Origin of the sequence: Streptomyces melanosporofaciens (assembly GCF_900105695.1) — a bacterium.
Taxonomy (GTDB): Bacteria; Actinomycetota; Actinomycetes; order Streptomycetales; family Streptomycetaceae; genus Streptomyces; species Streptomyces antimycoticus.
This window is the reverse complement of record NZ_FNST01000002.1, coordinates 4,212,321-4,233,660: the sequence shown is the minus strand read 5'-3', so window position 1 is coordinate 4,233,660 and position 21,340 is coordinate 4,212,321. Positions and strand designations below refer to the sequence as shown.

General features: G+C 70.8%; 20 protein-coding genes and 1 pseudogene. 13 read left to right on the top strand and 8 right to left on the bottom strand.

Annotated elements, in window-relative coordinates:
* Position 1: 1 nt before the first annotated feature.
* The 3 genes from BLV72_RS20990 to BLV72_RS20980 form a co-directional block, all read right to left on the bottom strand.
* The gene (locus BLV72_RS20990) at positions 2–2,152 is read right to left on the bottom strand and encodes a PTS fructose transporter subunit IIABC (RefSeq protein WP_093464074.1); all 2,151 of its coding nucleotides are present in this window, start codon (positions 2,150–2,152) and stop codon (positions 2–4) included.
* 85 nt (positions 2,153–2,237) lie between these two features.
* On the bottom strand, positions 2,238–3,182 hold the full coding sequence (gene pfkB / locus BLV72_RS20985; RefSeq protein ID WP_093464073.1) for a 1-phosphofructokinase: 945 nt from the start codon (positions 3,180–3,182) through the stop codon (positions 2,238–2,240).
* A complete protein-coding gene (locus BLV72_RS20980) occupies positions 3,179–3,940 on the bottom strand; it encodes a DeoR/GlpR family DNA-binding transcription regulator (protein WP_093464071.1) in 762 nt (253 codons plus the stop codon). Before BLV72_RS20980 ends, pfkB begins: the two co-directional genes overlap by 4 nt.
* Before the next feature lie 297 nt (positions 3,941–4,237).
* On the opposite strand from BLV72_RS20980, the gene BLV72_RS20975 reads away from it, so the two are divergent.
* Positions 4,238–4,975, top strand: a complete 738-nt coding sequence (locus BLV72_RS20975) for a 3-oxoacyl-ACP reductase family protein (protein WP_059148799.1) — start codon at positions 4,238–4,240, stop codon at positions 4,973–4,975.
* A 136-nt stretch (positions 4,976–5,111) separates the two neighbouring features.
* Here BLV72_RS20975 and BLV72_RS20970 read toward each other — a convergent pair whose 3' ends face one another.
* Positions 5,112–6,116 (bottom strand): sigma-70 family RNA polymerase sigma factor, encoded by a 1,005-nt coding sequence (locus BLV72_RS20970; RefSeq protein ID WP_059148800.1) that lies wholly within the window; start codon positions 6,114–6,116, stop codon positions 5,112–5,114.
* Between the two features lie 373 nt (positions 6,117–6,489).
* Here BLV72_RS20970 and BLV72_RS20965 point away from each other — a divergent pair, with 373 nt between their 5' ends.
* Both BLV72_RS20965 and BLV72_RS20960 read left to right on the top strand, forming a co-directional pair.
* Positions 6,490–6,906 (top strand): hypothetical protein, encoded by a 417-nt coding sequence (locus BLV72_RS20965; protein ID WP_093464070.1) that lies wholly within the window; start codon positions 6,490–6,492, stop codon positions 6,904–6,906.
* A gap of 156 nt (positions 6,907–7,062) precedes the next feature.
* Positions 7,063–8,187: a questin oxidase family protein gene (locus tag BLV72_RS20960; RefSeq protein WP_093464068.1), complete on the top strand. Its 1,125-nt coding sequence runs from the start codon at positions 7,063–7,065 to the stop codon at positions 8,185–8,187.
* 70 nt (positions 8,188–8,257) lie between these two features.
* On the opposite strand, the gene BLV72_RS20955 is transcribed toward BLV72_RS20960, so the two are convergent.
* Complete coding sequence (locus tag BLV72_RS20955) at positions 8,258–9,040, bottom strand: dioxygenase family protein (RefSeq protein ID WP_093464067.1); 783 nt, start codon at positions 9,038–9,040, stop codon at positions 8,258–8,260.
* Between the two features lie 120 nt (positions 9,041–9,160).
* Between BLV72_RS20955 and BLV72_RS20950 the strand changes: the two genes are divergently transcribed.
* Positions 9,161–9,661, top strand: a complete 501-nt coding sequence (locus BLV72_RS20950; protein ID WP_093470460.1) for a MarR family winged helix-turn-helix transcriptional regulator — start codon at positions 9,161–9,163, stop codon at positions 9,659–9,661.
* Between the two features lie 213 nt (positions 9,662–9,874).
* On the opposite strand, the gene BLV72_RS20945 is transcribed toward BLV72_RS20950, so the two are convergent.
* Together BLV72_RS20945 and BLV72_RS20940 are read right to left on the bottom strand one after the other, a co-directional pair.
* The gene (locus BLV72_RS20945; RefSeq protein ID WP_093464065.1) at positions 9,875–11,383 is read right to left on the bottom strand and encodes an MFS transporter; all 1,509 of its coding nucleotides are present in this window, start codon (positions 11,381–11,383) and stop codon (positions 9,875–9,877) included.
* Between the two features lie 176 nt (positions 11,384–11,559).
* Positions 11,560–12,210, bottom strand: coding sequence for a TetR/AcrR family transcriptional regulator (locus tag BLV72_RS20940; RefSeq protein WP_093464063.1), 651 nt, complete (start codon positions 12,208–12,210; stop codon positions 11,560–11,562).
* A gap of 289 nt (positions 12,211–12,499) precedes the next feature.
* On the opposite strand from BLV72_RS20940, the pseudogene BLV72_RS20935 reads away from it, so the two are divergent.
* Positions 12,500–13,830, top strand: a pseudogene (locus BLV72_RS20935) (M6 family metalloprotease domain-containing protein).
* Here the strand turns inward: BLV72_RS20935 and BLV72_RS20930 are convergent.
* Complete coding sequence (locus BLV72_RS20930) at positions 13,796–14,425, bottom strand: TetR family transcriptional regulator (protein ID WP_093464062.1); 630 nt, start codon at positions 14,423–14,425, stop codon at positions 13,796–13,798. The pseudogene BLV72_RS20935 and the gene BLV72_RS20930 overlap by 35 nt on opposite strands.
* A 150-nt stretch (positions 14,426–14,575) precedes the next feature.
* Here BLV72_RS20930 and BLV72_RS48000 point away from each other — a divergent pair, with 150 nt between their 5' ends.
* The 8 genes from BLV72_RS48000 to BLV72_RS20890 all read left to right on the top strand — a co-directional run bounded on the left by BLV72_RS48000 (position 14,576) and on the right by BLV72_RS20890 (position 21,328).
* A complete protein-coding gene (locus BLV72_RS48000) occupies positions 14,576–14,731 on the top strand; it encodes a hypothetical protein (protein ID WP_086709795.1) in 156 nt (51 codons plus the stop codon).
* Positions 14,732–14,736: 5 nt separating this feature from the next.
* On the top strand, positions 14,737–15,015 hold the full coding sequence (locus BLV72_RS20920) for a DUF4190 domain-containing protein (RefSeq protein ID WP_059148808.1): 279 nt from the start codon (positions 14,737–14,739) through the stop codon (positions 15,013–15,015).
* A 96-nt stretch (positions 15,016–15,111) separates the two neighbouring features.
* Positions 15,112–16,173 carry an aromatic ring-hydroxylating oxygenase subunit alpha gene (locus tag BLV72_RS20915; RefSeq protein WP_093470459.1) on the top strand — a complete coding sequence of 354 codons (1,062 nt, stop codon included), beginning with the start codon at positions 15,112–15,114 and terminating at the stop codon, positions 16,171–16,173.
* Positions 16,174–16,205: 32 nt separating this feature from the next.
* The gene (locus BLV72_RS20910; RefSeq protein ID WP_093464060.1) at positions 16,206–16,406 is read left to right on the top strand and encodes a hypothetical protein; all 201 of its coding nucleotides are present in this window, start codon (positions 16,206–16,208) and stop codon (positions 16,404–16,406) included.
* Positions 16,403–17,374 (top strand): PDR/VanB family oxidoreductase, encoded by a 972-nt coding sequence (locus tag BLV72_RS20905; RefSeq protein ID WP_093464058.1) that lies wholly within the window; start codon positions 16,403–16,405, stop codon positions 17,372–17,374. Before BLV72_RS20910 ends, BLV72_RS20905 begins: the two co-directional genes overlap by 4 nt.
* A gap of 152 nt (positions 17,375–17,526) precedes the next feature.
* Positions 17,527–18,549: an ABC transporter substrate-binding protein gene (locus tag BLV72_RS20900; protein WP_093464057.1), complete on the top strand. Its 1,023-nt coding sequence runs from the start codon at positions 17,527–17,529 to the stop codon at positions 18,547–18,549.
* A 61-nt stretch (positions 18,550–18,610) separates the two neighbouring features.
* A complete protein-coding gene (locus BLV72_RS20895) occupies positions 18,611–19,501 on the top strand; it encodes a siderophore-interacting protein (RefSeq protein ID WP_093464055.1) in 891 nt (296 codons plus the stop codon).
* Positions 19,502–19,741: 240 nt separating this feature from the next.
* Positions 19,742–21,328, top strand: coding sequence for a pyridoxal phosphate-dependent decarboxylase family protein (locus BLV72_RS20890; protein ID WP_280143013.1), 1,587 nt, complete (start codon positions 19,742–19,744; stop codon positions 21,326–21,328).
* The last annotated feature ends 12 nt before the right edge of the window (positions 21,329–21,340 follow it).

Here is a 21,340-nt window from a genome sequence, read left to right as displayed (position 1 = left end):
GTCAGGCCGCGACCGCCACCTTCGACTCGTCCTCGGTGGTACCGCCCGGGGCGGCCTTGCCTCCCGCCTGGCCGGTGCCCTCCGCCTCCGCCGTCTTCCGCAGCCCCTTGAGGAAGACCACCAGACCGGCCGAGACGACCGTGCCCGCCACGATGGCCAGCAGGTAGAGGAACGGCTGGCCGATCAGCGGCACCACGAAGATGCCGCCGTGCGGGGCGCGCAACGTGCAGTCGAAGGCCATCGACAGCGCACCGGTGACGGCACCGCCCACCATCGAGGAGGGGATCACCCGCAACGGATCCGCCGCGGCGAACGGAATGGCGCCCTCAGTGATGAAGGAGGCACCCAGCACCCAGGCGGCCTTGCCGTTCTCCCGCTCGGTCTTGGTGAACAGCCGTCCGCGCACGGTGGTGGCGAGGGCCAGCGCCAGCGGCGGGACCATACCGGCGGCCATCACCGCGGCCATGATCTTGAGGCTTCCGGTGGAGGGGTCCGACACCGCGATACCGCCGGTCGCGAAGGCGTATGCCACCTTGTTGACCGGGCCGCCGAGGTCGAAGCACATCATCAGGCCGAGGAGGACGCCGAGACCGATGGCGTTGGCGCCGGAGAGGCCGTTGAGCCAGTCGGTCATCGCCTCCTGCGCGGAGGCGATGGGCTTGCCGATCACCACGAACATCAGGACGCCGACGATCGCCGAGGAGATCAGCGGGATCACCACCACTGGCATGATGCCGCGCAGCGCCGCCGGGACCTTGAATCGCTGGATGCCCATGACGACCGCGCCCGCGATAAGACCCGCGACCAGACCGCCGAGGAATCCGGCCTTGATGGTGGTCGCGATGTAGCCGCCCACGAAACCGGGGACCAGACCGGGCCGGTCGGCCATGCCGTAGGCGATATAGCCCGCCAGGACCGGCACCAGGAAGGTGAACGCCGCACTGCCGATCTGGAAGAGCAGCGCAGCCCAGCTGCTGCTCTCGGCCCAGACGAAGTGGTCCGCCACCGACTTGGCACCCGCGATCTCGTAACCACCGATCGCGAAGGCGAGCGCGATCAGCAGACCGCCCGCGGCGACGAACGGAACCATGTAACTGACGCCCGTCATCAGCCACTTGCGCAGCCGGGTGCCGAAGCCGTCACCGGCGGGACCGTCCTGGTCCATCGGCGCCGAGCCCCCCGCCGCGCCGTCGGCCGGTGCGCCGACCTCACCACGGGCGGCCTTCCCGCGCGCCTCGGCGATGAGTTCGACGGGGCGGTTGATGCCCGCCTTCACTCCGACGTCCACCGTCGGCTTACCCGCGAAGCGGGCCTTGTCGCGGACCTCCACATCGTGCGCGAAGATCACCGCGTCGGCGGCGGCGATGGTGGCCGCGGGGAGCTTGTCGAATCCAGCCGAGCCCTGGGTCTCGACCACCAGCTCGACCCCGGCCTCGCGACCGGCGTTCTCCAGCGACTCGGCGGCCATATAGGTGTGAGCGATACCGGTCGGGCAGGACGTGACGGCGACGATCCGGAAGGGAGCCACCGGCTCCGAGTCGGTGGCCTCAGCGGCGGCGGGCTCAGCAGCCGCGAGCTCAGCGGCGGCGGGCTCAGCGGCGGCGGGCTCACCTGCCGCGGCAGACTCACCTGCCGCGGCGGACTCCTCGGCCCCCGTTCGCTCAGCCCCCGTTCGCTCAGCTCCCGTCCCCTCGGCGGCGGGTGCGCTCTGCTCCTCGCCGCGGATCAGGGCGGCGACCCGTTCGGGCCGGTCGGCCGAGCGCAGCGCATCGGTGAAGTCGGCGTTCATGAGCTGCCGCGCCAGGCTCGACAGGATCGTCAGATGGTCGCTGTCCGCGCCCGCCGGGGCGGCGATCAGGAAGATCAGATCGGCCGGACCGTCCGCCGCGCCGAAGTCGATCCGGGCCGCGCTGCGCCCGAAGGCCAGGGTCGGCTCGGTGACATGCGCGCTGCGGCAGTGGGGTATGCCGATGCCGCCGTCCAGGCCGGTCGGCATCTGCTCCTCGCGCGCCGCCACATCGGCGAGAAAGCCGTCGAGGTCGGTGACGCGGCCGGCCGCGACCATGCGTTCGGCGAGCGACCGGGCGGCGGCTTCCTTGGTGTCGGCGGACAGGTCAAGGTCGACCAGATCCGCGGTGATCAGCTCACTCATCTCGCGGCTCCCTTGTGTGCGGTGCCGCCCTGGGGGAGGCGGGCGGACGGAGTGGGGATTGGGGGGTGGGAGTGGGGTCGGCCGGTCACGCGGGCTCCCTGAGCACACGGTCCAGCGGGATATCCGCCGTCGTGACGACGGCGGACGGATCGAGGTCTGCCGGGGTCGGCATGGCGCTGCCCGGCAGCTGCACCGCGGCCGCCCCGTGGGCCACGGCCGAGGCGAGTGCGGCGGGCCCGGCGCCGCCCGCCGCGAGGAATCCGGCGAGCGAGGCGTCGCCCGCGCCAACGTTGCTGCGCACGGCGGCGACCCGTGCGGTGCCGAAGTAGGCGCCCGTCCCGTCGACCAGCAGCTGACCGTCGGCGCCCAGACTGGCCAGCACGGCGCGGGCACCGAGCCCTCGCAGCTCCTCGGCCGCCTTGACCGCCTCGCCCACGGTGGCCAGCGGACGGCCCACGGCCTGGGCCAGCTCCTCGGCGTTGGGCTTCACCACATCGGGACGCTCGCGCAGGGCGGCGGTCAGCGAGGGGCCGGAAGTGTCCAGGGCGATCCGGGCGCCCGCCCGGTGGGCCCGCGCCACCAGTTCGGCGTACCACTCGGGCGCGAGCCCCCGGGGCAGGCTGCCGCAGCAGGCGATCCAGTCGGCGCTCTCGGCGCTCGTCCGGACGGCCTCCAGCACCGCCTCGGCCTCGGCGTCGCTCAGTTCGGGCCCGCCCGCGTTGAGCTTGGTGAGGGTGCCGTCCGGTTCGGCCACGGAGATGTTGACCCGGGTCGAGCCCGCCACGGGCACGCCCGCCGCCTCGATGCCCAGCTCCCCCAACAGCCGTGCGAGCAGCGCGCCCTCCGGTCCGCCGAGCGGCAGCACGGCCACCGTGCGATGCCCCGCTGCGGCCACGGCGCGCGAGACATTGACGCCCTTGCCACCGGGGTCGACCCGGTCGGCCGTGGCCCGCAGCACGGCGCCGCGCTCCAGCGCGGGGATCTCGTACGTACGGTCCAGGCTGGGGTTGGGGGTGACGGTGAGAATCATGCGCGTGCCACTTCCGTGCCCCGACGCTCGATGGCCAGGGCGTCCTGCGGGCTGAGCCCGGTGTCCGTGATGAGCAGATCGACATCGTCCAGGCCGCCGAACCGGGCGAAGTGCTCCCGGCCGAACTTGGCGGAGTCCGCGAGCAGCACCACCCGCCGGGCCGCCGCGATCATGGCGCCCTTGACGGCGCCCTCCGCGAGATCGGGTGTGGTGAGTCCGCCGTCCAGCGAGAAGCCGTTGGTGGCGAGGAAGACCACATCGGCCTTGATCTCTCCGTAGCCGCGCAGCGCCCATGCGTCCACGGCGGCCCGGGTGCGATGGCGGACCCGTCCGCCGACGAGGTGCAGCGCGATACCGGGGTGGTCGGCGAGGCGGGCGGCGACCGGCAGAGCGTGGGTGACGACGGTGAGGTTGGCCTCCAGCGGGAGGGCTGCGGCGAACCGGGCCGCCGTCGAGCCCGCGTCGATGATCACGCTGCCGTCGGACGGCAGCTCGGCGATGGCGGCGCGCGCGATGCGGTCCTTCTCATCGGCGGCGGTGGACTCGCGCTCGGCGAGATCGGGCTCGAAGTCCAGACGGCCGGCCGGGATGGCGCCCCCGTGCACACGGCGGACGAGCCCCGCCCGGTCGAGGGTGCGCAGATCACGCCGCACGGTCTCGGCGGTGACCTGGAACTCCTCGGCGAGGGACAGGACATCCACCCGCCCGCTTTCACGGGCGAGCCGGAGAATCTCCTGCTGACGCTCCGGTGCGTACATGTGGGTTTACGTCCCTTCCATGCCCGAACCTGTGATTTCGCGGCCAGATTACGTGGACGATGCCGGAAAGTAAACAGACTCGGGCACGAAACGAACTCGACCGGGCATGGACGGGTCGCGATCGCTCAGCGACCTCTGCCTCCGAGTTCCCGCCCCACGCATCGCCGCAGCGCACCGTCCGATTCCCGCCGGACTTCCACCACCCGCCCGACCAGGATCGAGTCATGTCCCCCTCATCGGGAGGGACCAGCACACAGCGGAATTTTCCTCGCATCATTCGTCAACAAGGAGAAGGACATGACACTCGACGGCAAGGCGGCCCTGGTCACCGGTGGCAGCCGGGGTATCGGCGAGGCCGTGGCGATCCGGCTCGCCGAGGACGGCGCCGATGTCGCCCTGACGTACCACAGCCAGGCCGACCGCGCGGCGGACGTCGTCGACCGGATCAAGGCGCTCGGCCGTCGCGCCTGGGCGGTGCGGGTCGACGGCGCCGACGCGCAGGAGGTGCGCGCCGCCGTGGACGGGGCCGCCGCCGAGTTCGGCCGACTGGACATCCTGGTCAACAACGCGGGCGTCGGCGTCCTCGGCCCCCTCGCCGAGCTGTCCCTGGACGATGTGGACCAGATCCTCGCCGTGAACGTCCGGGCGCCGTTCCTCATGGCGCAGGCGGCCGCCGCGCTGATGACCGACGGCGGGCGGATCATCAACATCGGCAGCTGTATGGCCGAGCGCGTCGCCTTCCCCGGCGGCAGCCTCTACGCGACCAGCAAGACCGCGCTCACCGGCCTCACCAAGGCCCTGGCCCGTGAACTCGGCCCGCGCGGGATCACGGCCAACCTGATCCACCCCGGCCCGGTGGACACCGATATGAACCCGGCGGACGGCGAGAGCGCCGCACTCCAGAGCGGCTTCACCGCACTCGGCCGCTACGGCCGTCCCACGGAGATCGCGGCGACCGTGGCCCATATCGCGGGCGACAGCGGCCGCTACATCACTGGCGCGTCGATCGCTGTGGACGGCGGCTTCGCCGTCTGACCGCCCGCCCCACACGGACCGCACCCGGACCGCACCCGGACACAAGCGAGCCCCGGCGCCAGGGGGGGAGGCGCCGGGGCTCGGTCCATGGGTTGGAGAGGGTCTGGTGGCGGCTGGAGTCTGCTGTCCCGAGAACTCAAGCCGCTGCGTCGAAACCGGTCTGGCGGGCCATCTTCTTCAGCTCAAGCAAGGCATGCTTCTCGATCTGGCGGATGCGCTCACGCGTGAGGCCATGCTGCTTGCCGACCTCGGTCAGGGTGCGCTCCCGGCCGTCGTCGATGCCGTACCGCGCCTTGATGATGGAGGCGGTGCGGTCGTCGAGGCGGCCGATCAGGTCCTCCAGCTCCTCGCTGCGCAGCAGCGTCATCACCGACTGCTCGGGCGACACGGCCGAGGTGTCCTCCAGCAGATCGCCGAACTGGGTCTCCCCTTCGTCGTCGACCGACATGTTCAGACTGACCGGGTCGCGGGCCCAGTCGAGCACATCCGAGACCCGCTCCATCGTGGAGCCGAGCTCCTCGGCGATCTCGGCGTGCTCCGGCTCACGGCCGTGCTCACGGTTGAACTCCCGCTGCACCCGGCGGATCCGGCCGAGCTCCTCGACCAGGTGGACGGGCAGCCGGATCGTACGGGACTGGTCCGCGATCGAGCGCGTGATGGCCTGACGGATCCACCACGTGGCATAGGTCGAGAACTTGAATCCCTTGGTGTAGTCGAACTTCTCCACCGCGCGCACCAGGCCCGCGTTGCCCTCCTGGATCAGGTCGAGCAGGGGCAGCCCACTGCGCGGATAGCGGCGCGCCACAGCCACGACGAGGCGCAGGTTGGAGCGGATGAAGATGTCCTTGGCGCGGGCACCTTCGGTGGCTATCGCCTCCAGCTCCTCGCGGCTCGCACCTGCGGCAGGGGCCTCCTCAACCTCGCCGTCCAGGATCTGCTGGGCATACACCCCCGCTTCGATGGACTGGGACAGCTCGACCTCCTTCGCCGCGTCCAGCAGCGGGGTACGAGCGATCTCGTCGAGATACATGCCGACCAGGTCGCGATCGGCGATCTCCCCGCCTGAGGCGCGAACGCTGTTGGCCCCATCAGCGCCACCAGCGGCGGCGGACTGATTACGGGCGACGGCACGGGTTGCCATGCGTGCTCCCTTACAGATGGATCGGGCGCGGACTATGGACGGACTCTCCGGTGTCGGGTGCCCCGTCCGAAGGAAACAACGACTGGAATCAGGACAGAATTCCCATCAGGCCCCCACCTTTTTACGATCATGCAGTATCCTGTCCACCCACACGGGGCTCAGCGCACTGCCGAAGCGGCGGGAAGCGCAGGTCAGACCCCCTATGCCGGCGTCTCCTCCGGCTCTCCCGCCCGTCTCTCATCTGTCAAGACGAATCTCGGGGGCTCCCGGTTGCCCGGATGGCCCATCGCGCCGGGTTGCCCTGCCCTCCGCATGGGTGTGCGCTGGAAAGTGACAGGTCAGGGCGGGGACGCGGCGACGAGGAGGTTCGGTCATGAATGCCCCCACAGCCCCGGTGAGCCACCGCCACCATCCACGGCTCCACCTCCCACTGCACCCCTCCGCCTCCTGGGGCATCCCCGTCGTCCTGGCGGTGCTCTTCGGCGGCTGGGTGATGTTCGTGGACCACAATCAAGGCTCCACCATCCCCGCGTCCGCCGTCCTCGGCGTGGTGTCGGCGGTGGTGGTCGGAGCGCTCTGCTACGCCCTCGGCAGGATGACGCCGGGCCTGATCCCGGAGATCCGGGCCGTGCTCTACGGGACGCTCCTGGGCTGTGCGCTCGGCTTTCTGCACGCGGTGAGCGGAGGCTCGGTATACCGGTCCGCGGGGATCGGGCTCGGGGCGGGGCTGGCGATGACAGGCATAGCGTTCTACGTCTTCCACGTACGCGAGGAGCGCCCCCCGCAGTAGCCCGTCAGCCCGCCCTGGCCCTCCGCAGCCCCCGCCCCAGACCTCCGGCTGAGGTCCCCGGGGCCCCCGCCCCGGCCCCGGCTTAGGTCGTTGGTCCCCGCACGCTTCCGTCCCCGGCCCGATTCGGGGCCGCCCCGCCCTCCCTAGCGTGAGGCCATGACAGACGACACGAGTGGAACCCTCGACGAAGCCCTCGAGCGACTGCACGCCTCCGGCCCCGAGCATGAGGGGTGGCTGAGCAATCACGCACCGATGGCCGTCGAGGCGCTGGTGCGTCACGGCCAGGGGCGCACCGTGCACCGGTGGCTGGACCGCTATCGCGACAAGCTGGAGGAGATGCCGAGCTCGTACGCCCGGATCACCGAGGAGAACTGGCGCGAGGCGCTCGGCGATCCACGCCGTCTCGCCGACTGGCCCGCCTACTTCGACCGCGAGCTCGCCGGCCGCCCCTGGCGGGACGTGCTCGCCGTGTGGTGGCCACGGCTGCTGCCGGGCATCGCAGGCGGCGCGACACATCCGGTGATCCGGGTCGGCCACGCCGTACGGACCCTCCTGGACGACCCGGGCACGACGACCGCTCCCCGCACCGCCGAACTGGCCCACGCCCTCGGCTACTGGGCCGCCCGGCACGCCCCGCTGCCGCCGCTCCGGCAGCAGCCGGGCCCCGCCTCGGGGTCTGCGGCCGACGCTCTGGCCGCCGTGGAGCCGGTCGCGGACCAGAGCGGTGGCATACGGGCGCGGCTGGCCCGGCTCACCGCCTTCCCCACCTGGCCGCCCACCCCGCCGCTCGATCAGCCGCCCGCCTCGCAGCCCACCAGCCGGACGACCGCCCCCGACGCCCCCGACGCCCCCGACGCCGCCGACCCGGCGGAGGAGGCGCGCCGGCGGCTGACCGAGCTCGTACGGGCCGCGACCCATCGCTACGCCACCCACGGCCACGGCTCACCGGTCATGCTGGTCCACGCCGCGACCGCGCCCAACGCCGTACTGCGCGTCCTGCCCGCGCTGCCGCGGGAGTTGTGGGCACCGAGTCTGGACGCGGCATGGGCGGCGAGCGCCGCGGTCACGGCGGTGTACGCGCCGCAGGAGCCGCTCCCGGCCGACCGGCTGCCGTCCGCGACGGGCGTCACCCCCGAGGAGGTCTTCGCCCGCGCCGCCGCGCACGGCGATGAGCACGCCATCAAGCTCACCGACACCGCCCTCGACGTCGCTCAGGGCCCCGACGCCCTGGCCCTGGCCGCGGCACTCCACGCCTGCGCGATGATCGACCCGGCGCTCTGAGGCGGGCACGAACCGGTCCGTCCCCGACGAGCCGATCCGTCCAGGCTCACCCCCTCACCGAGCGCCCCACTCACCCGAACTGCAGCGACCGCTTCGCCAACCCCATCCAGAAGCCGTCGATCACGCTCCGCTGGCTGCGCAACTCCGCCTCCGCCGCGCCCAGCGTGACGAACAACGGCGCGAAGTGTTCGGTGCGCGGGTGGGCCAGCCGTCCCGCCGGGGCCGTGTGCTCGAAGTCCAGCAGCGCGTCGATGTCCTGCGCGTCCAGGGCCCGTTGCCCCCAGTCGTCGAACTCGGTCGACCAACTGGGCGGCGTCGGGCCCGTCTGCCGCATCGCGGCCAGGTTGTGGGTGAAGAAGCCGCTGCCGACGATCAGGACGCCCTCGTCGCGCAGCGGCGCGAGCTTCCGCCCGATCTCCATCAGCTTCCGCGGGTCGAGGGTCGGCATCGAGACCTGCAGAACCGGGATGTCAGCCTCCGGATACATTTCGACCAGGGGCACATACGCCCCGTGGTCCAGCCCTCGCTCGGGGATGTCCTGGACCGGTGTACCCGCCGTGCGCAGCGTCTTACGGAGCCGCTCGGCGAGCTCGGGGGCGCCCGGCGCCCCGTACCGCACCTGGTAGTAGTGCTGGGGGAATCCCCAGAAGTCATAGACCAGCGGGACCTGTTGGGTGGCCCCGATCGCCAGGGGCGCCTCCTCCCAGTGAGCGGAGATCATGAGAATGGCCTGGGGCCGGGGCAGGCCCGCGGCCCAGGCGGCGAGTTGTCCGGGCCAGATCGGATCGTCGGCGAGTGGCGGAGCACCATGGCTGAGGTAGAGGGCGGGCATACGCCCGTCGAGCACGGACATGAAGTCTCCTCGGCAGAGCCTGACAAGGTACTTGAAGTCTCAAGCAAGCATTCATCACTGTACCGCACACTTGTTTAAAGTTCAAAAAGTGTTCTCTAGAATGGACGCGTGGACAACGCCATGAAGACCCCCTCAGACACCGACGAACCGCGTTGGCTGACCGATGACGAGCAGCGCAGCTGGCTGGCGTACCGCCACGCACACATGCTTCTGGAGGATCACCTCGACCGGCAGCTGCAGCGGGACGCCGGCATGCCCCACGTCTACTACGGCCTGCTGGTGAAGCTCTCCTGGGCGCCACGCCACCGGATGCGGATGACCGAACTGGCCGAGGCCGCCAAGATCACCCGATCCCGGCTGTCCCATGCCGTCGCGCGCATGGAGAAGGACGGCTGGGTCCGACGCGAGGACTGCCCCGACGACAAGCGCGGGCAGAACGCGGTCCTCACCGACAAGGGGCTCAAGGTGCTGGAGGAGACCGCCCCCGGCCATGTGTCCGCCGTGCGGACGGCCGTCTTCGACCGGCTCACCCCCGAGCAGATCGAGCAGTTCGGCACCATCTGCCGGATCATCGCGGACGGTCTGCAGCCGGAGGGCGCCGACCTGCCCTGGCTGCGCTGACGCCTCCGCCCCCGGCACGCCGAGGACCGACGAACAAAGGACGGACGAGGGACGGACAAAGGACGGACGAGGGACGGACAAAGGACGGACGAGGGACGGACGAAGGACGACCGCAGGACGGACGAAGGCCCCGCTCCCCCGGGATTCTCCCCAGGGGAACGGGGCCTTCTCCTCTGTACGGATGATCTCCGCTGTACGAACTGCCTCAGCGCGTCAGTGCGCCATGACCGGAATGGCGTCCTCCGCCGCTCCTTCATCGGAGCCGGCCACCGCGCCGCCGCCTCCCTGATGTCCGGCGTTGACCATCGTGATGGCGATCACGCCGGCCGCCACCAGGATGCCGACCGCCCACCAGATGGCGGCCGTGTAGCCGTGCACCATCGACTGCAGCTGCAGCGCCGTGCGGGAAGGGGCGCCCGCCGCATGCGACTTGGCGTACGCGGTGGTGGCGCTCGCCGCGATGGTGTTCAGGAGCGCGGTGCCGATGGCGCCGCCCACCTGCTGCGAGGTGTTGACCATCGCCGAGGCGACACCCGCGTCACGCGGCTCGACGCCATGCGTGGCCAGGCTCATCGCCGGCATGAAGGCGGTACCCATGCCGAGGCCGAGCAGCAGGAACCCGGGCAGGATCAGCGCGGGGTACGAGGTGTCCAGGTCGATCTGGGTCAGCAGCAACATGCCCACCGAGGCGACCAGGAAGCCCGGCCCCATCAGCAGCCGCGCCGGGACCCGGGTCATCAGCCGGGCGCCGATCTGCGTCGAGCCGGTGATCATGCCCGCGACCATCGGCAGGAAGGCGAAGCCGGTCCTGACCGGGCTGTACCCCTTGACGACCTGCATGTAGTAGGTGAGGAAGAGGAACAGGCCGAACATGCCGATGATGGCGAGGCCCAGCGAGGCATAGACCCCGCCCCGGTTCCGGTCGGTGACCACGCGCAGCGGCAGCAGCGGCGCCTTCACCCGCGACTCGACGGCCACGAAGGCGATCAGCAGCACGGCCGCGGCGACGAACAGACCGATGGTCAGGCCCGCGGACCAGCCGTCGGACTCGGCGCGGGTGAAGCCGTAGACCAGTGAGACCAGACCCGAGGTGGCCAGGAGCACACCGGGGACGTCCAGCCGGGAGGTGTTGCGGCTCTCCACCGGGTCGCGGATCACGGCGACCGCGCCGATCGCGGCGACGATGGCGAACGGGATGTTCACGAAGAAGGTCCAGCGCCAGTCCATGTACTCGGTGAGCACACCGCCGAGGATCAGACCGACGGCACCGCCACCACCCGCGATGGCACCGAAGACACCGAACGCCTTGGCGCGCTCCTTGGGGTCGGTGAACATCACCGCGAGCAGCGAGAGCGCGGAGGGGGCGAGCAGCGCGCCGAACACACCCTGCAGCGCACGCGCACCCAGCAGCACACCGGTGTTCAGCGCGGCACCGCCGATGGCCGAGGCGGCCGCGAAGCCGGCCAGGCCGACGATGAAGGTCCGCTTACGTCCCCACAGGTCGGCGATCCGGCCGCCGAAGAGCAGCAGTCCACCGAAGGCGAGGGCGTAGGCCGTGATGACCCACTGCCGGTTGCCGTCGGAGATGCCGAGGTCGGCCTGGGCGCTGGGCAGCGCGATGTTCACGATGGTCGCGTCGAGCACGACCATCAGCTGGGCGAGGGCGATGAATATCAGCGCTTTCCAGCGCCGGGGATCCACGAATGGTGCCGTTTCAGGCATGGGTGAGCCTACCTAGCGGTGCAGAGAGTGATAAATGGGACGAGTGGGGCCGACCGAAGTCAGGCCGGCGCAGGGCGTTGGGTAACAGGTAGCGAGAGGCGTCGACGCACGTACGGAAGACTTGTGAACGCGCGCGAAATAAGCGGTGCTCCGGGATCGGCCGGGTGCGATCTATGTCACGGCCGGTGCTGCAGATCCTCCAAGGTCACGGACTTGCCGGGTAGTTCGGAGCGCGCCGGGGCCTGCAATCCGTCCAGGAACAGCTGCAGATGCCGGTGCACAAAGGCGTCGAAGTCCACACAGAAGCTGCCGGGCAGCGGCCGGGTGAGCTGGTTGAGCGCGACCATCAGGTCACCGACACCGATGTCGGTGCGCAGTCGGCCGTCGGCTTTCGCGGCCCCCATCAGGGCCTCGACTCCGGCGGACAGACGGTCGCGGACGGCAATGAGGTCAGGGTGCTCCTTGTCGAGGCCGTCGGAGAGCAGAAGGCACAGCGCGCCGATGCGCTCATCCGCCGCGGCATGGACGAAGCGCCGCAGCGCCGAGAAGGAGTCCGCCTCCTCGGCCATGGCGACTTCGGCCTGGTCGGCGACGCCGGACATCACCGAGAGCGCCACATGGTGGATGAGCTCACGGCGGTCCGTGAAGTGCCGATAGATCGTGGCATTCCCGACCCCTGCCCGTCGAGCGATTTCATCGAGGGGGGTTTGCGCCCCGGATTCGACGATCACCTCGCGGGCGGCCACGACAATGCGCTCCCGATTGCGCAGGGCGTCCGCACGCAGCCGGGGCTGCGCGGACTTCGCGGTCATCGTGTCGGCGGCCATGACAGCACTCCTTTCCGCGTACGGCATCCATGCGTACGGTTCTCCGGCGACTTGGTGGCGACACCAGGCCCCGGCCCAGACGTTCGAGCTTCAACATTTCCGGGGAGTCAGTCCCCGTTTATGCGGTCATCCGGTTAAACGGGGAATCACTCCCCGGAATTTCCGCGTCCGCAGGTGACCTGCCTCACACCTACTCGGCACCCCTCGCCACCCAAACGGAGCAGGTCATTCCCTCACTCGGCGGCACCCCACGAGCGCCCCGGCCCCAGCCGTCACACCGTGGTCGGCAATGGGACAGACGCATGGGACCACCCGCCACCGCATACGAATACGCCGGCCCCGCAGAGGCAGCGCATTCGCCACTGTCGCCGTGCTGACGGTGGCGGTGGTCGCCCCGGCGGCGACTCCGCGCCCCGCGTCCCCCACACCCCCGAGCTGGCCCCGGCGCCCTCCGGACGACCGGCCTTCGGCTCGCTCGCGCCCTGCGCCCTGGTCTCAGGACCGGGGCTGCAGATGTCCGAGGGCATACCCACCGGCCGCGGCTACAGCCGCAGCACCGGCACGGTCCACGCCCTCAACCTCATGATCGACTTCCCGGATGTGCGCGGCCAGGGCACCGCCCGCCAGCGCTTCGAGGAGTTCTTCCCCCAGACCACCCGGTGGTTCGCGCAGAGTTCGTACGGACGGCTGGACTACCGCCCCGAGATGCCGATCACCCACTGGCTGCGGATGCCGCGCTCGTTCCGCGCCTACGGCATCAAGCGCGGCAGCCCCTTCGACCCGGGCTATCGCAGACTGGTGGCCGACATCGCCAAGGCCGCCGACCCCAAGGTGGACTTCCGCCGCTACGACCTGGTGAACGTCCTGGTCACCCCGAACGCCGGGCCGCCGGCCGCGCATGCCGTGCTGTCCGTCACCTACGCCGACAACCAGCAGGCCCCGACCGCCGACGGCGTGCCGCTGGCCAATGTCTCCTTCGTCTACAGCCGCCAGGACGACGGCTCCGGTTCGCTGCGCCGCACCGGCTTCCGCGTCCTGCCCCATGAGAACGGCCATGTCTTCGGGCTGCCCGACCTCTACACCCGGGGCGGCGGCGACAAGGCCGGCCACTGGGATGTGATGTCCGAGGACTGGGGCGCCGGCAACGACCTGCTTGCCTGGCACAAGTGGAAGCTGGGCTGGCTCGGCCCGCGGCAGATCGCCTGCGCCGCCCGCTCCGGGGTCTTCGCGCACGCCCTGTCCCCGCTGAACCGGCCGGAGGGCACCAAGCTGGTCTTTATCCCCGTCTCGCCGTCCACCGGCTACGCGATCGAGGCGCGCGCGAGCGGCGGCAACGACGAGGCCATCTGCAAGCCAGGCGTGCTGATCTCCCGGGTGGACACCGGTGTGGACTCCGGCGGCGGCCCCGTCACCATCATGGACTCCACCCCCCACGGCCGCGGCTGCACCCGGGAGCGCAATGTCCACCCCGGACTCAGCGACGCGGCCTACGCGCCCGGCGAGACCTTCCGCACGGAGACCAACGGCCTGCGGATACGCGTCCGCGTCACCGGCCGGGACGCGGCCGGGGACTTCGGTGTGGAGATCACCCGTCGCGCCAGTGGCGGCGCCCGAGGCTGATCAGCATCAGCTGCTTGCGCGCGGTGTCGGCGACCCGCCGCTCCAGCCGCGGCTGATCCGGCTGCGCCTCCAGGAACGCCGTCGCCGTCATCACCATGTGGTCCACATACAGCTCCGCAAGCATCCGGACATCTTCCGGCGGCCAGCCGTCCGGCGTCAGCCGCGGGGAGAAGTCGGCGGCCACCTCATCGGCGAATCGGTCCAGCTCGGCGGCGATGGCCTCGCGCACCGCACGTACCCCGCCATGCCGCTCACGTGCGATGAAGCGGATATGCGCGGGATAGCGGCGGACATGCTCGGCGACCGCCTCGACGGTGGCGTCGATCCGCTCCTCGTCACCGTCCTGACCTGCGAGTATCGCGCCGATCATATGGTGCAGGCTGCCCAGGGACTCCTCGACCAGCGCGACCCCGAGGTCGCTCAGATCCCGGAAGTGCCGGTAGAAGGCGGCCGGCGCCACTCCCACCACCCGCGTGACCTCACGCAGCCCCAGACTGCTCAGGCTCTGGTCCTCCAGCAGCCCCAACGCCGCGTCCATCAGGGCGCGCCGGGTCTTCTCCTTCTGGGCCTGCCGGACCCCGGACGTGTGACTCATATCATTCAGTAAACAGCTGTTCGCTGAATTTTTCCAGGGGTGGGAGGGGTACTCTAGAACTCAGTGAACAGTTGTGATTCCAACTGTTCACCGAACAACTACCATCCGCACGCCAACCGCATCCCGATCGTCACTTCGAGAGAGGCTCACATGCTCTTCATCGTCGCGGCACTCGCCCTGATGGGAGTTCTTCTGGGGGCGGCGGCGCACACTCCGCTCCCCCTGTTCCTCGCCGCCGCGGGCGCCATCAGCGCCTGGCTGCTGATCTTCTTCATCCGCGAACGCACCGGCCACAAGGGGAGCTGAGACCCATGGCACTCACCGCACCGTCCCGCACCTCACCGGTCCGGGCGCGCAGGGACGCCGACGGCATGGCCGTCGCCTCCTTCGTGCTCGGTCTGATCGGCCTGCTGCTCTTCAACGCGGTCTTCGGGCCCTGCGCGATCGTCCTGGGGACGCTCGCCCTCGCCCGGGAGACCCGCCGCAGGGGCCGGGCGCTGCTCGGACTCGCACTCGGCATCGCCGATGTGGTCGTGCTCATCGTCCTGCTGACGCTGAACCAGTCCGTCTTCTGGCAGTTCGGGAGCTGATCCGCCCGGCAGTTCACCGGTACCGTCCCGCGCGGCCCTTCCACTCAGTGGAAGGGCCGTTGCCCGTACGTGACGGGCGTCACCACGCTGGCACGCATGACCGCCTTCGCGAGAAACCAGTGGTACGTCGCCGCCTACGGCCGCGAGATCGGCCGTGAGCTGCTGGGGCGCACCATCCTGAACGAGCCCATCGCCTTCTACCGCGCCGAGTCCGACGACACGGTCATCGCGCTCGCCGACCGCTGCGTCCACCGCCGCTATCCGCTCACCGCCGGCCGTCTCGACGGCGACACGGTCGTCTGCGGCTACCACGGCTTCACCTACGACACCGGCGGCGCCTGTGTGTTCGTACCGGGCCAAAAGCGCGTCCCGCGCACCGCCCGGGTCCGCTCCTATCCCGTCGTCGAGCAGGACTCGCTGGTGTGGGTGTGGATCGGGGACCCGGCGCTCGCCGATCCCGGCTCGGTGCCGCGCGCGCCCTGGCTGGCCGATCCGCGCTGGACGACCGTGGGCGGCATGGAGCCGATCGACGCCGACTACGGCCTGCTCGTGGACAATCTGCTGGACCTGTCCCACGAGACATATCTGCACAGCGGCTATATCGGCACCCCCGAGGTCGCCGAGACCCCGATCACCACGGAGGTCGACGAGGGCGCGGGCGTCGTACGGGTCAGCCGGCATATGGACGACGCCGAGTGCCCGCCGTTCTACGCCCGTTCCACCGGCATCGACGGCCGCATCACCCGCTGGCAGGACATCGAGTACCACGCGCCCTGTCTCTATCTCCTGCACAGCCGGATCGCCCCGGTCGGGGTGCTGCCGGCGCCGGACGGCTCCGATCCGGACGCCTTCCATGTGGAGATCACCTACGCCATCACCCCGTCCACCGACCACCATGTGTACGACTTCTGGGCCGTCTCACGGGACTTCGCGCAGGACGACGAGGAGGTGACCACCTTCCTCCACGACCTCAACCGGACCGTGGTGCTGCAGGACGTGGCCGCACTCAACTTGCTCCAGAAGGCCCTGGACACCGAGCGCGAGGGCTATCAGGAGCTCAGCATCAACATCGACACCGGCGGTCTGGCCGCGCGCCGCATCCTCGCCCGCCTCGCCGCCGAAGGAGAGCGGACCTCGGCCGTGGCGGCGACGAAATGAGGCGCGAGCAGCGCGCAGCGCCTCCGTTGAGGGTGGCGGGCGACGGGTGGGCGAGCGGCGCGCCCACGGCCGAGGTGTACCGGATCGACTGGCTGCCCGGCACCGATGTGCTGCACGGGGTCTGCCACTGCGGCGCCGAACACGACGCCGAGGACCCGGTCGAGCTGTGGCAGTGGATGCTCGCCCACCCCACCGGGCACCATCCCGCCGGCCACCGTAAGGAGATGACGTGACGAACCCCGGCGGCGAGTACGAGGACACCCTGCTGGTGGCCCGCCGGGAGGAGGTGGCCTCGGACGTGGTGGCGCTCACCCTGCGCCATCCGACGGGCCGCGAACTCCCCGCCTGGGAGCCCGGCGCCCATCTCGATCTCGTCCTCGACCCGGGCCCGACCCGGCAGTACTCGCTGTGCGGCGACCCCGCCGACCGCGCCTCCTGGCGGATCGCGGTGCTCCGCGCACCCGCCGGGCGCGGCGGCTCCGCCCGGGTGCACGACACCCTCACCGAGGGCAGCGCGGTGCGGGTGCGCGGGCCGCGCAACCACTTCGCGCTGCGCCCGGCGGCCCGCTATCTGTTCATCGCGGGCGGCATCGGCATCACGCCCCTCCTCCCCATGACGGCCGCCGCCGAGGCCGCGGGCGCCGACTGGCGGCTGCTGTACGGCGGGCGCACCCGTGCCTCGATGGCCTTCGCGGACCAACTCGCCGCCCGTTACGGCGGCAAGGTGCGCCTGGTGCCGCAGGACGAGGAGGGGCTGCTCGACCTCACGCCGTATCTCGACGCCCCGGCCGACCCCGGCACCCTCGTCTACTGCTGCGGTCCCGAACCGCTGCTCCAGGTCGTTGAGGAGGCGTGCCGCGGGTGGCCGGACGGGGCCCTGCGCACCGAGCGCTTCCAGCCTCGTACGGACGCGGCGGGCGCCGAACCGGCGGTCGGAGCCTTCGAGTTGGTGCTCACTCGCTCCGGGCTGACCCTCACCGTGGAGCCGGGGCGCAGTGTGCTGCGCACGGTCGAGGAGGCGGGGGTACCGGTTTTGTACTCCTGCGAGGAGGGCACGTGTGGGACGTGCGAGACGGATGTCGTCGAAGGAGAGGTGGACCACCACGACTCCGTGCTCACCGACGAGGAGCGGGCCTCGGGCGAGACCATGATGATCTGCGTCTCACGCTGCCGTGGCCGCCGCTTGGTGCTGGACCTGTGAATCCGCCCTGAACCGCCGCGTGAGCCCCTCGATGTGAGGTTCGGAACGACCCCGCCCACTGGACAAACAGGTTGGTTAGGCTAACCTAACTACGTCCTCGGGTTGCCGTCCCGCGAACCACGTCCCCGTATGCATCGAGAGAGAGCACCTTCATGCGCCAGGCCAGAGCACTCCCCCTCTCCCGCCGCGGTCTGCTCGCCGCAGGCGGCGCCCTCGGACTCGGAGCCCTGGTCACCGCCTGTGGCGACAACGGCGGTTCGGGCTCCGGCGGCGATGGCGGCGGCTCCTGGTCGTTCACCGATGACCGTAAGAAGAAGATCAGCCTCGACGGCCGACCCCAGCACATCGTCGCCTACATCGCCGCGGCGGCCGCGCTCTACGACTTCGGCATCGAGAAGCAGATCACCGGCGTCTTCGGGCCGACCACGCTGAAGAACGGCAAGCCGGACGTCCAGGCGGGCGACTTCCCCGTCGACCAGGCCACCTCCCTCGGCAACACCTGGGGCCAGTTCAACGTCGAGAAGTACGCCTCGCTCAGCCCCGATCTGCTGATCACCAACATGTACGACCCGGGCGCGCTCTTCTACATCCCGGACGACAGCAAGAAGAAGATCCTCCAGCTCGCCCCCAGCGCCGCCATCGGCACCGGCCGGGTCTCCATGGTCGAGCCCATCAAGCGCTATGCCGCACTGGCCGAGGCGCTCGGCGCCGACCCGAAGGCCAAGAAGGTCACCGACGCCAAGGCGCGGTTCGAGAAGGCGTCCGAGACGCTGCGCAAAACCGTCAAATCGCACCGGGTCAAGGTGATGGCCTGCTCCGCCAGCGCCGATCTCTTCTATGTCTCCAACCCGAAGGTCAGTGCCGACCTGATCTACTTCAGCGAGCTGGGCGTCGACTTCGTCGTCCCCGAAAAGCCCGACAAGGGCGGCTACTTCGAGAGCCTCAGCTGGGAGAACGCCGACAAGTACGACGCGGATGTGCTCTTCCTCGACAACCGCACCGCGACCCTCCAGCCCGGCGCCCTGACCTCCAAGCCGACCTGGTCCAAGCTCGCCGCGGTCAAGGCCGGTCAGATCACCGCCTGGAGCAGCGAGCCGCGCTTCTCCTACGCCGGCGCCGCCCCGCTCGTCGAATCCCTCACCAAGGCCATCCAGGACGCGAAGAAGCTCAGCTGAACGGTCAGCGCGACCGGCCGGCCCGGCCTCCCCACGGCAAGCGAAGGGAAGACCCCCTGCCATGACCACCGCAGCCACCACGACCGCCCCCGCCACCACCGCCGTTCCGTTCCGATTCTTCGACGCGCGGGTCGTACGGACCCGCCCGCTCGGACCGTCCATGGCACGGATCACCTTCGGCGGCGCCTGTCTGAAGGACTTCACCAGCGGAGGCCGCGACCAGCGCTTCAAACTGTTCCTGCCGCACCCCGGCCAGGCCGCCCCGGTGGTCCCGGTCGAGGCGGGGGAAGGCTGGTTCGCCACCTGGCGGGCGATGGACCCGGCCGAACGCGGCATCATGCGCTCGTACACGGTGCGCCGGCAGCGCCACGACCCGGACGAGATCGACGTGGACTTCGCGCTGCACGACGACAGCGGCCCGGCCGCCCGCTGGGCCGCGCGCGCCGAGGCGGGCGACCGGGTGACCCTGCTGGGCCCGGTCGTGGAGGACAACGGCGGTGTCGACTTCCGGCCGCCGTCCGGCACCGACTGGGTGCTGATCACCGGCGACGAGACCGCGCTGCCCGCCATCGCGGGCATCCTCGAATGGCTGCCCGCAGACCTGCCCGCCAAGGTGTGGCTCGAGGTCCAGCACGCCGAGGACATCCAGGAGCTGCGCACCGCGGCGAAAGCCGAGATCACCTGGCTGGTCCGGGACGCCGTGACCCCCGGCACCCCGCGCTCCGCGCTGCTGCGGAACGCCGTGGGCGCCACCGAACTGCCCTCCGGCACGCCGTACGCCTGGATCGCGGGCGAGGCCGGGACCGTCAAGGAGCTGCGCCGCCATCTGGTGCGCGAACGCGGCTTCGACCGCAAGGCCGTGACCTTCACCGGCTACTGGCGCCTGGGCACCTGTGAGGAACAGCTCGTCGAGGAAGCCGTGTCGGGCACCGGCCCCGCGACCGACGACTGATCCCACGAAAACCGAGCCCCCACAACCGAACCGCCACAGCCGAATCCCCCCGCGGGACCGCGAGACCCACCCCTGGACGACGGGCGGCCGACCGCTCGGCGCACCCCCACGCGCCCTGTCGCCGCGTCCAGCGCCCCCGCACGCCCATCGGGCCGTCAGGCCGTGGGCGGCCGCTCCCCCCACCACCGCATGCCCGCGCCCTCCGCACGCCCGCATGCTCATTTCCAGAAGGGACAGACCGTGAGTTTCCTCGCGCAGACCGCTGAGGACCCGTCGCCGGAGCCGATACCCGGGGCGGCGGATGGCAGGGCCCACCTGTTCAACGGCCGTACGGCGGAACGCTATCGGCGCTCGGTGACCGACGGCGTCGGCCTGGTGGCCTCCACCGTCGCCCGCACCGAGCGCCCCTTCACCGGCGTCACCCCCGCCGAACTCGCCCCCGAGATCTCCGGGATCGACCTGGAGCGGCCGCTCGGCGATCCGGACGCCGCGCTCGAGGAGCTGGAGAGCGTCTACCTCAAGGACGCCGTCTACTTCCACCACCCGCGTTATCTCGCCCACCTCAACTGCCCCGTGGTGATCCCCGCACTGCTGGGCGAGGCCGTCCTCTCCGCCATCAACTCCTCCCTGGACACCTGGGACCAGAGCGCGGGCGGCACCCTCATCGAGCGCCGGCTGATCGACTGGACCACCGAGCGCATCGGCCTCGGCGAGGCCGCGGACGGCATCTTCACCAGCGGCGGCACCCAGTCCAATCTGCAGGCGATGCTGCTCGCCCGCGACGAGGCGTGCACGCTGGTGGAGAAGGAGGCCGCCGCGTCCGGCGAGACGGTCGCCAAATCCGCCATCCTGCCGCGGCTGCGCATCCTCACCTCCCAGGCCGGCCACTTCTCCATCCAGAAGGCCGCCGCCATCCTGGGACTCGGCTACGAGGCCGTCGTCCCGGTCCCCTGCGACCAGGACCGCCGGATGCGGACCGCCGCCCTCGCCCATGAGCTGAACCGCTGCCGTCGCGAGGGCCTGATCGTCATGGCCGTCGTGGCCACCGCGGGCACCACCGACTTCGGCTCCATCGACCCGCTGCCCGAGATCGCCGAGCTGTGCGACCGGCACGGCACCTGGATGCATGTGGACGCCGCGTACGGCTGCGGACTGCTGGCCTCCCCCACCCGCCGCGCGCTGCTCGACGGCATCGAGCGCGCCGACTCGGTGACGGTGGACTACCACAAGTCCTTCTTCCAGCCGGTCAGCTCCAGCGCCGTGCTGGTCCGCGACCGCGCCACGCTCAGCCACGCCACGTACCACGCCGACTATCTCAACCCCGAGCGCAGCGCCCGGAATCTCATCCCCAACCAGGTGGACAAGTCCATCCAGACCACCCGCCGCTTCGACGCGCTCAAGCTGTGGCTGACGCTGCGGATCATGGGCGCGGACGCCGTCGGCGCCCTCTTCGACGAGGTGGTGGACCGGGCCGCCGAGGCATGGGCCCTGCTGGACACCGATCCGCGCTACGAGGTCGTCACCGAGCCCCAGCTGTCCACGCTCGTCTTCCGCTATGTACCGCCGACCGACGGGCCGGGCGACCCGGACCTCGTCGACCGGGCCAATCTGCACGCCCGCGAGGCGCTGGCCGCCTCCGGTGCGGCGGTCGTCGCCGGAACCGTCGTCGACGGCCGTCACCACCTCAAGTTCACCCTGCTCAACCCGGAGACCTCGCTGAGCGACATCGCGTATGTCCTCGACCTCCTCGCCGAGCACGCCGGTCAGTATCTGGCCCTGCACATCGAGCCCGAACTCAGCGGCCCCCGCCACTCGCGCGCCAGTTGAGCCCCTTCACCC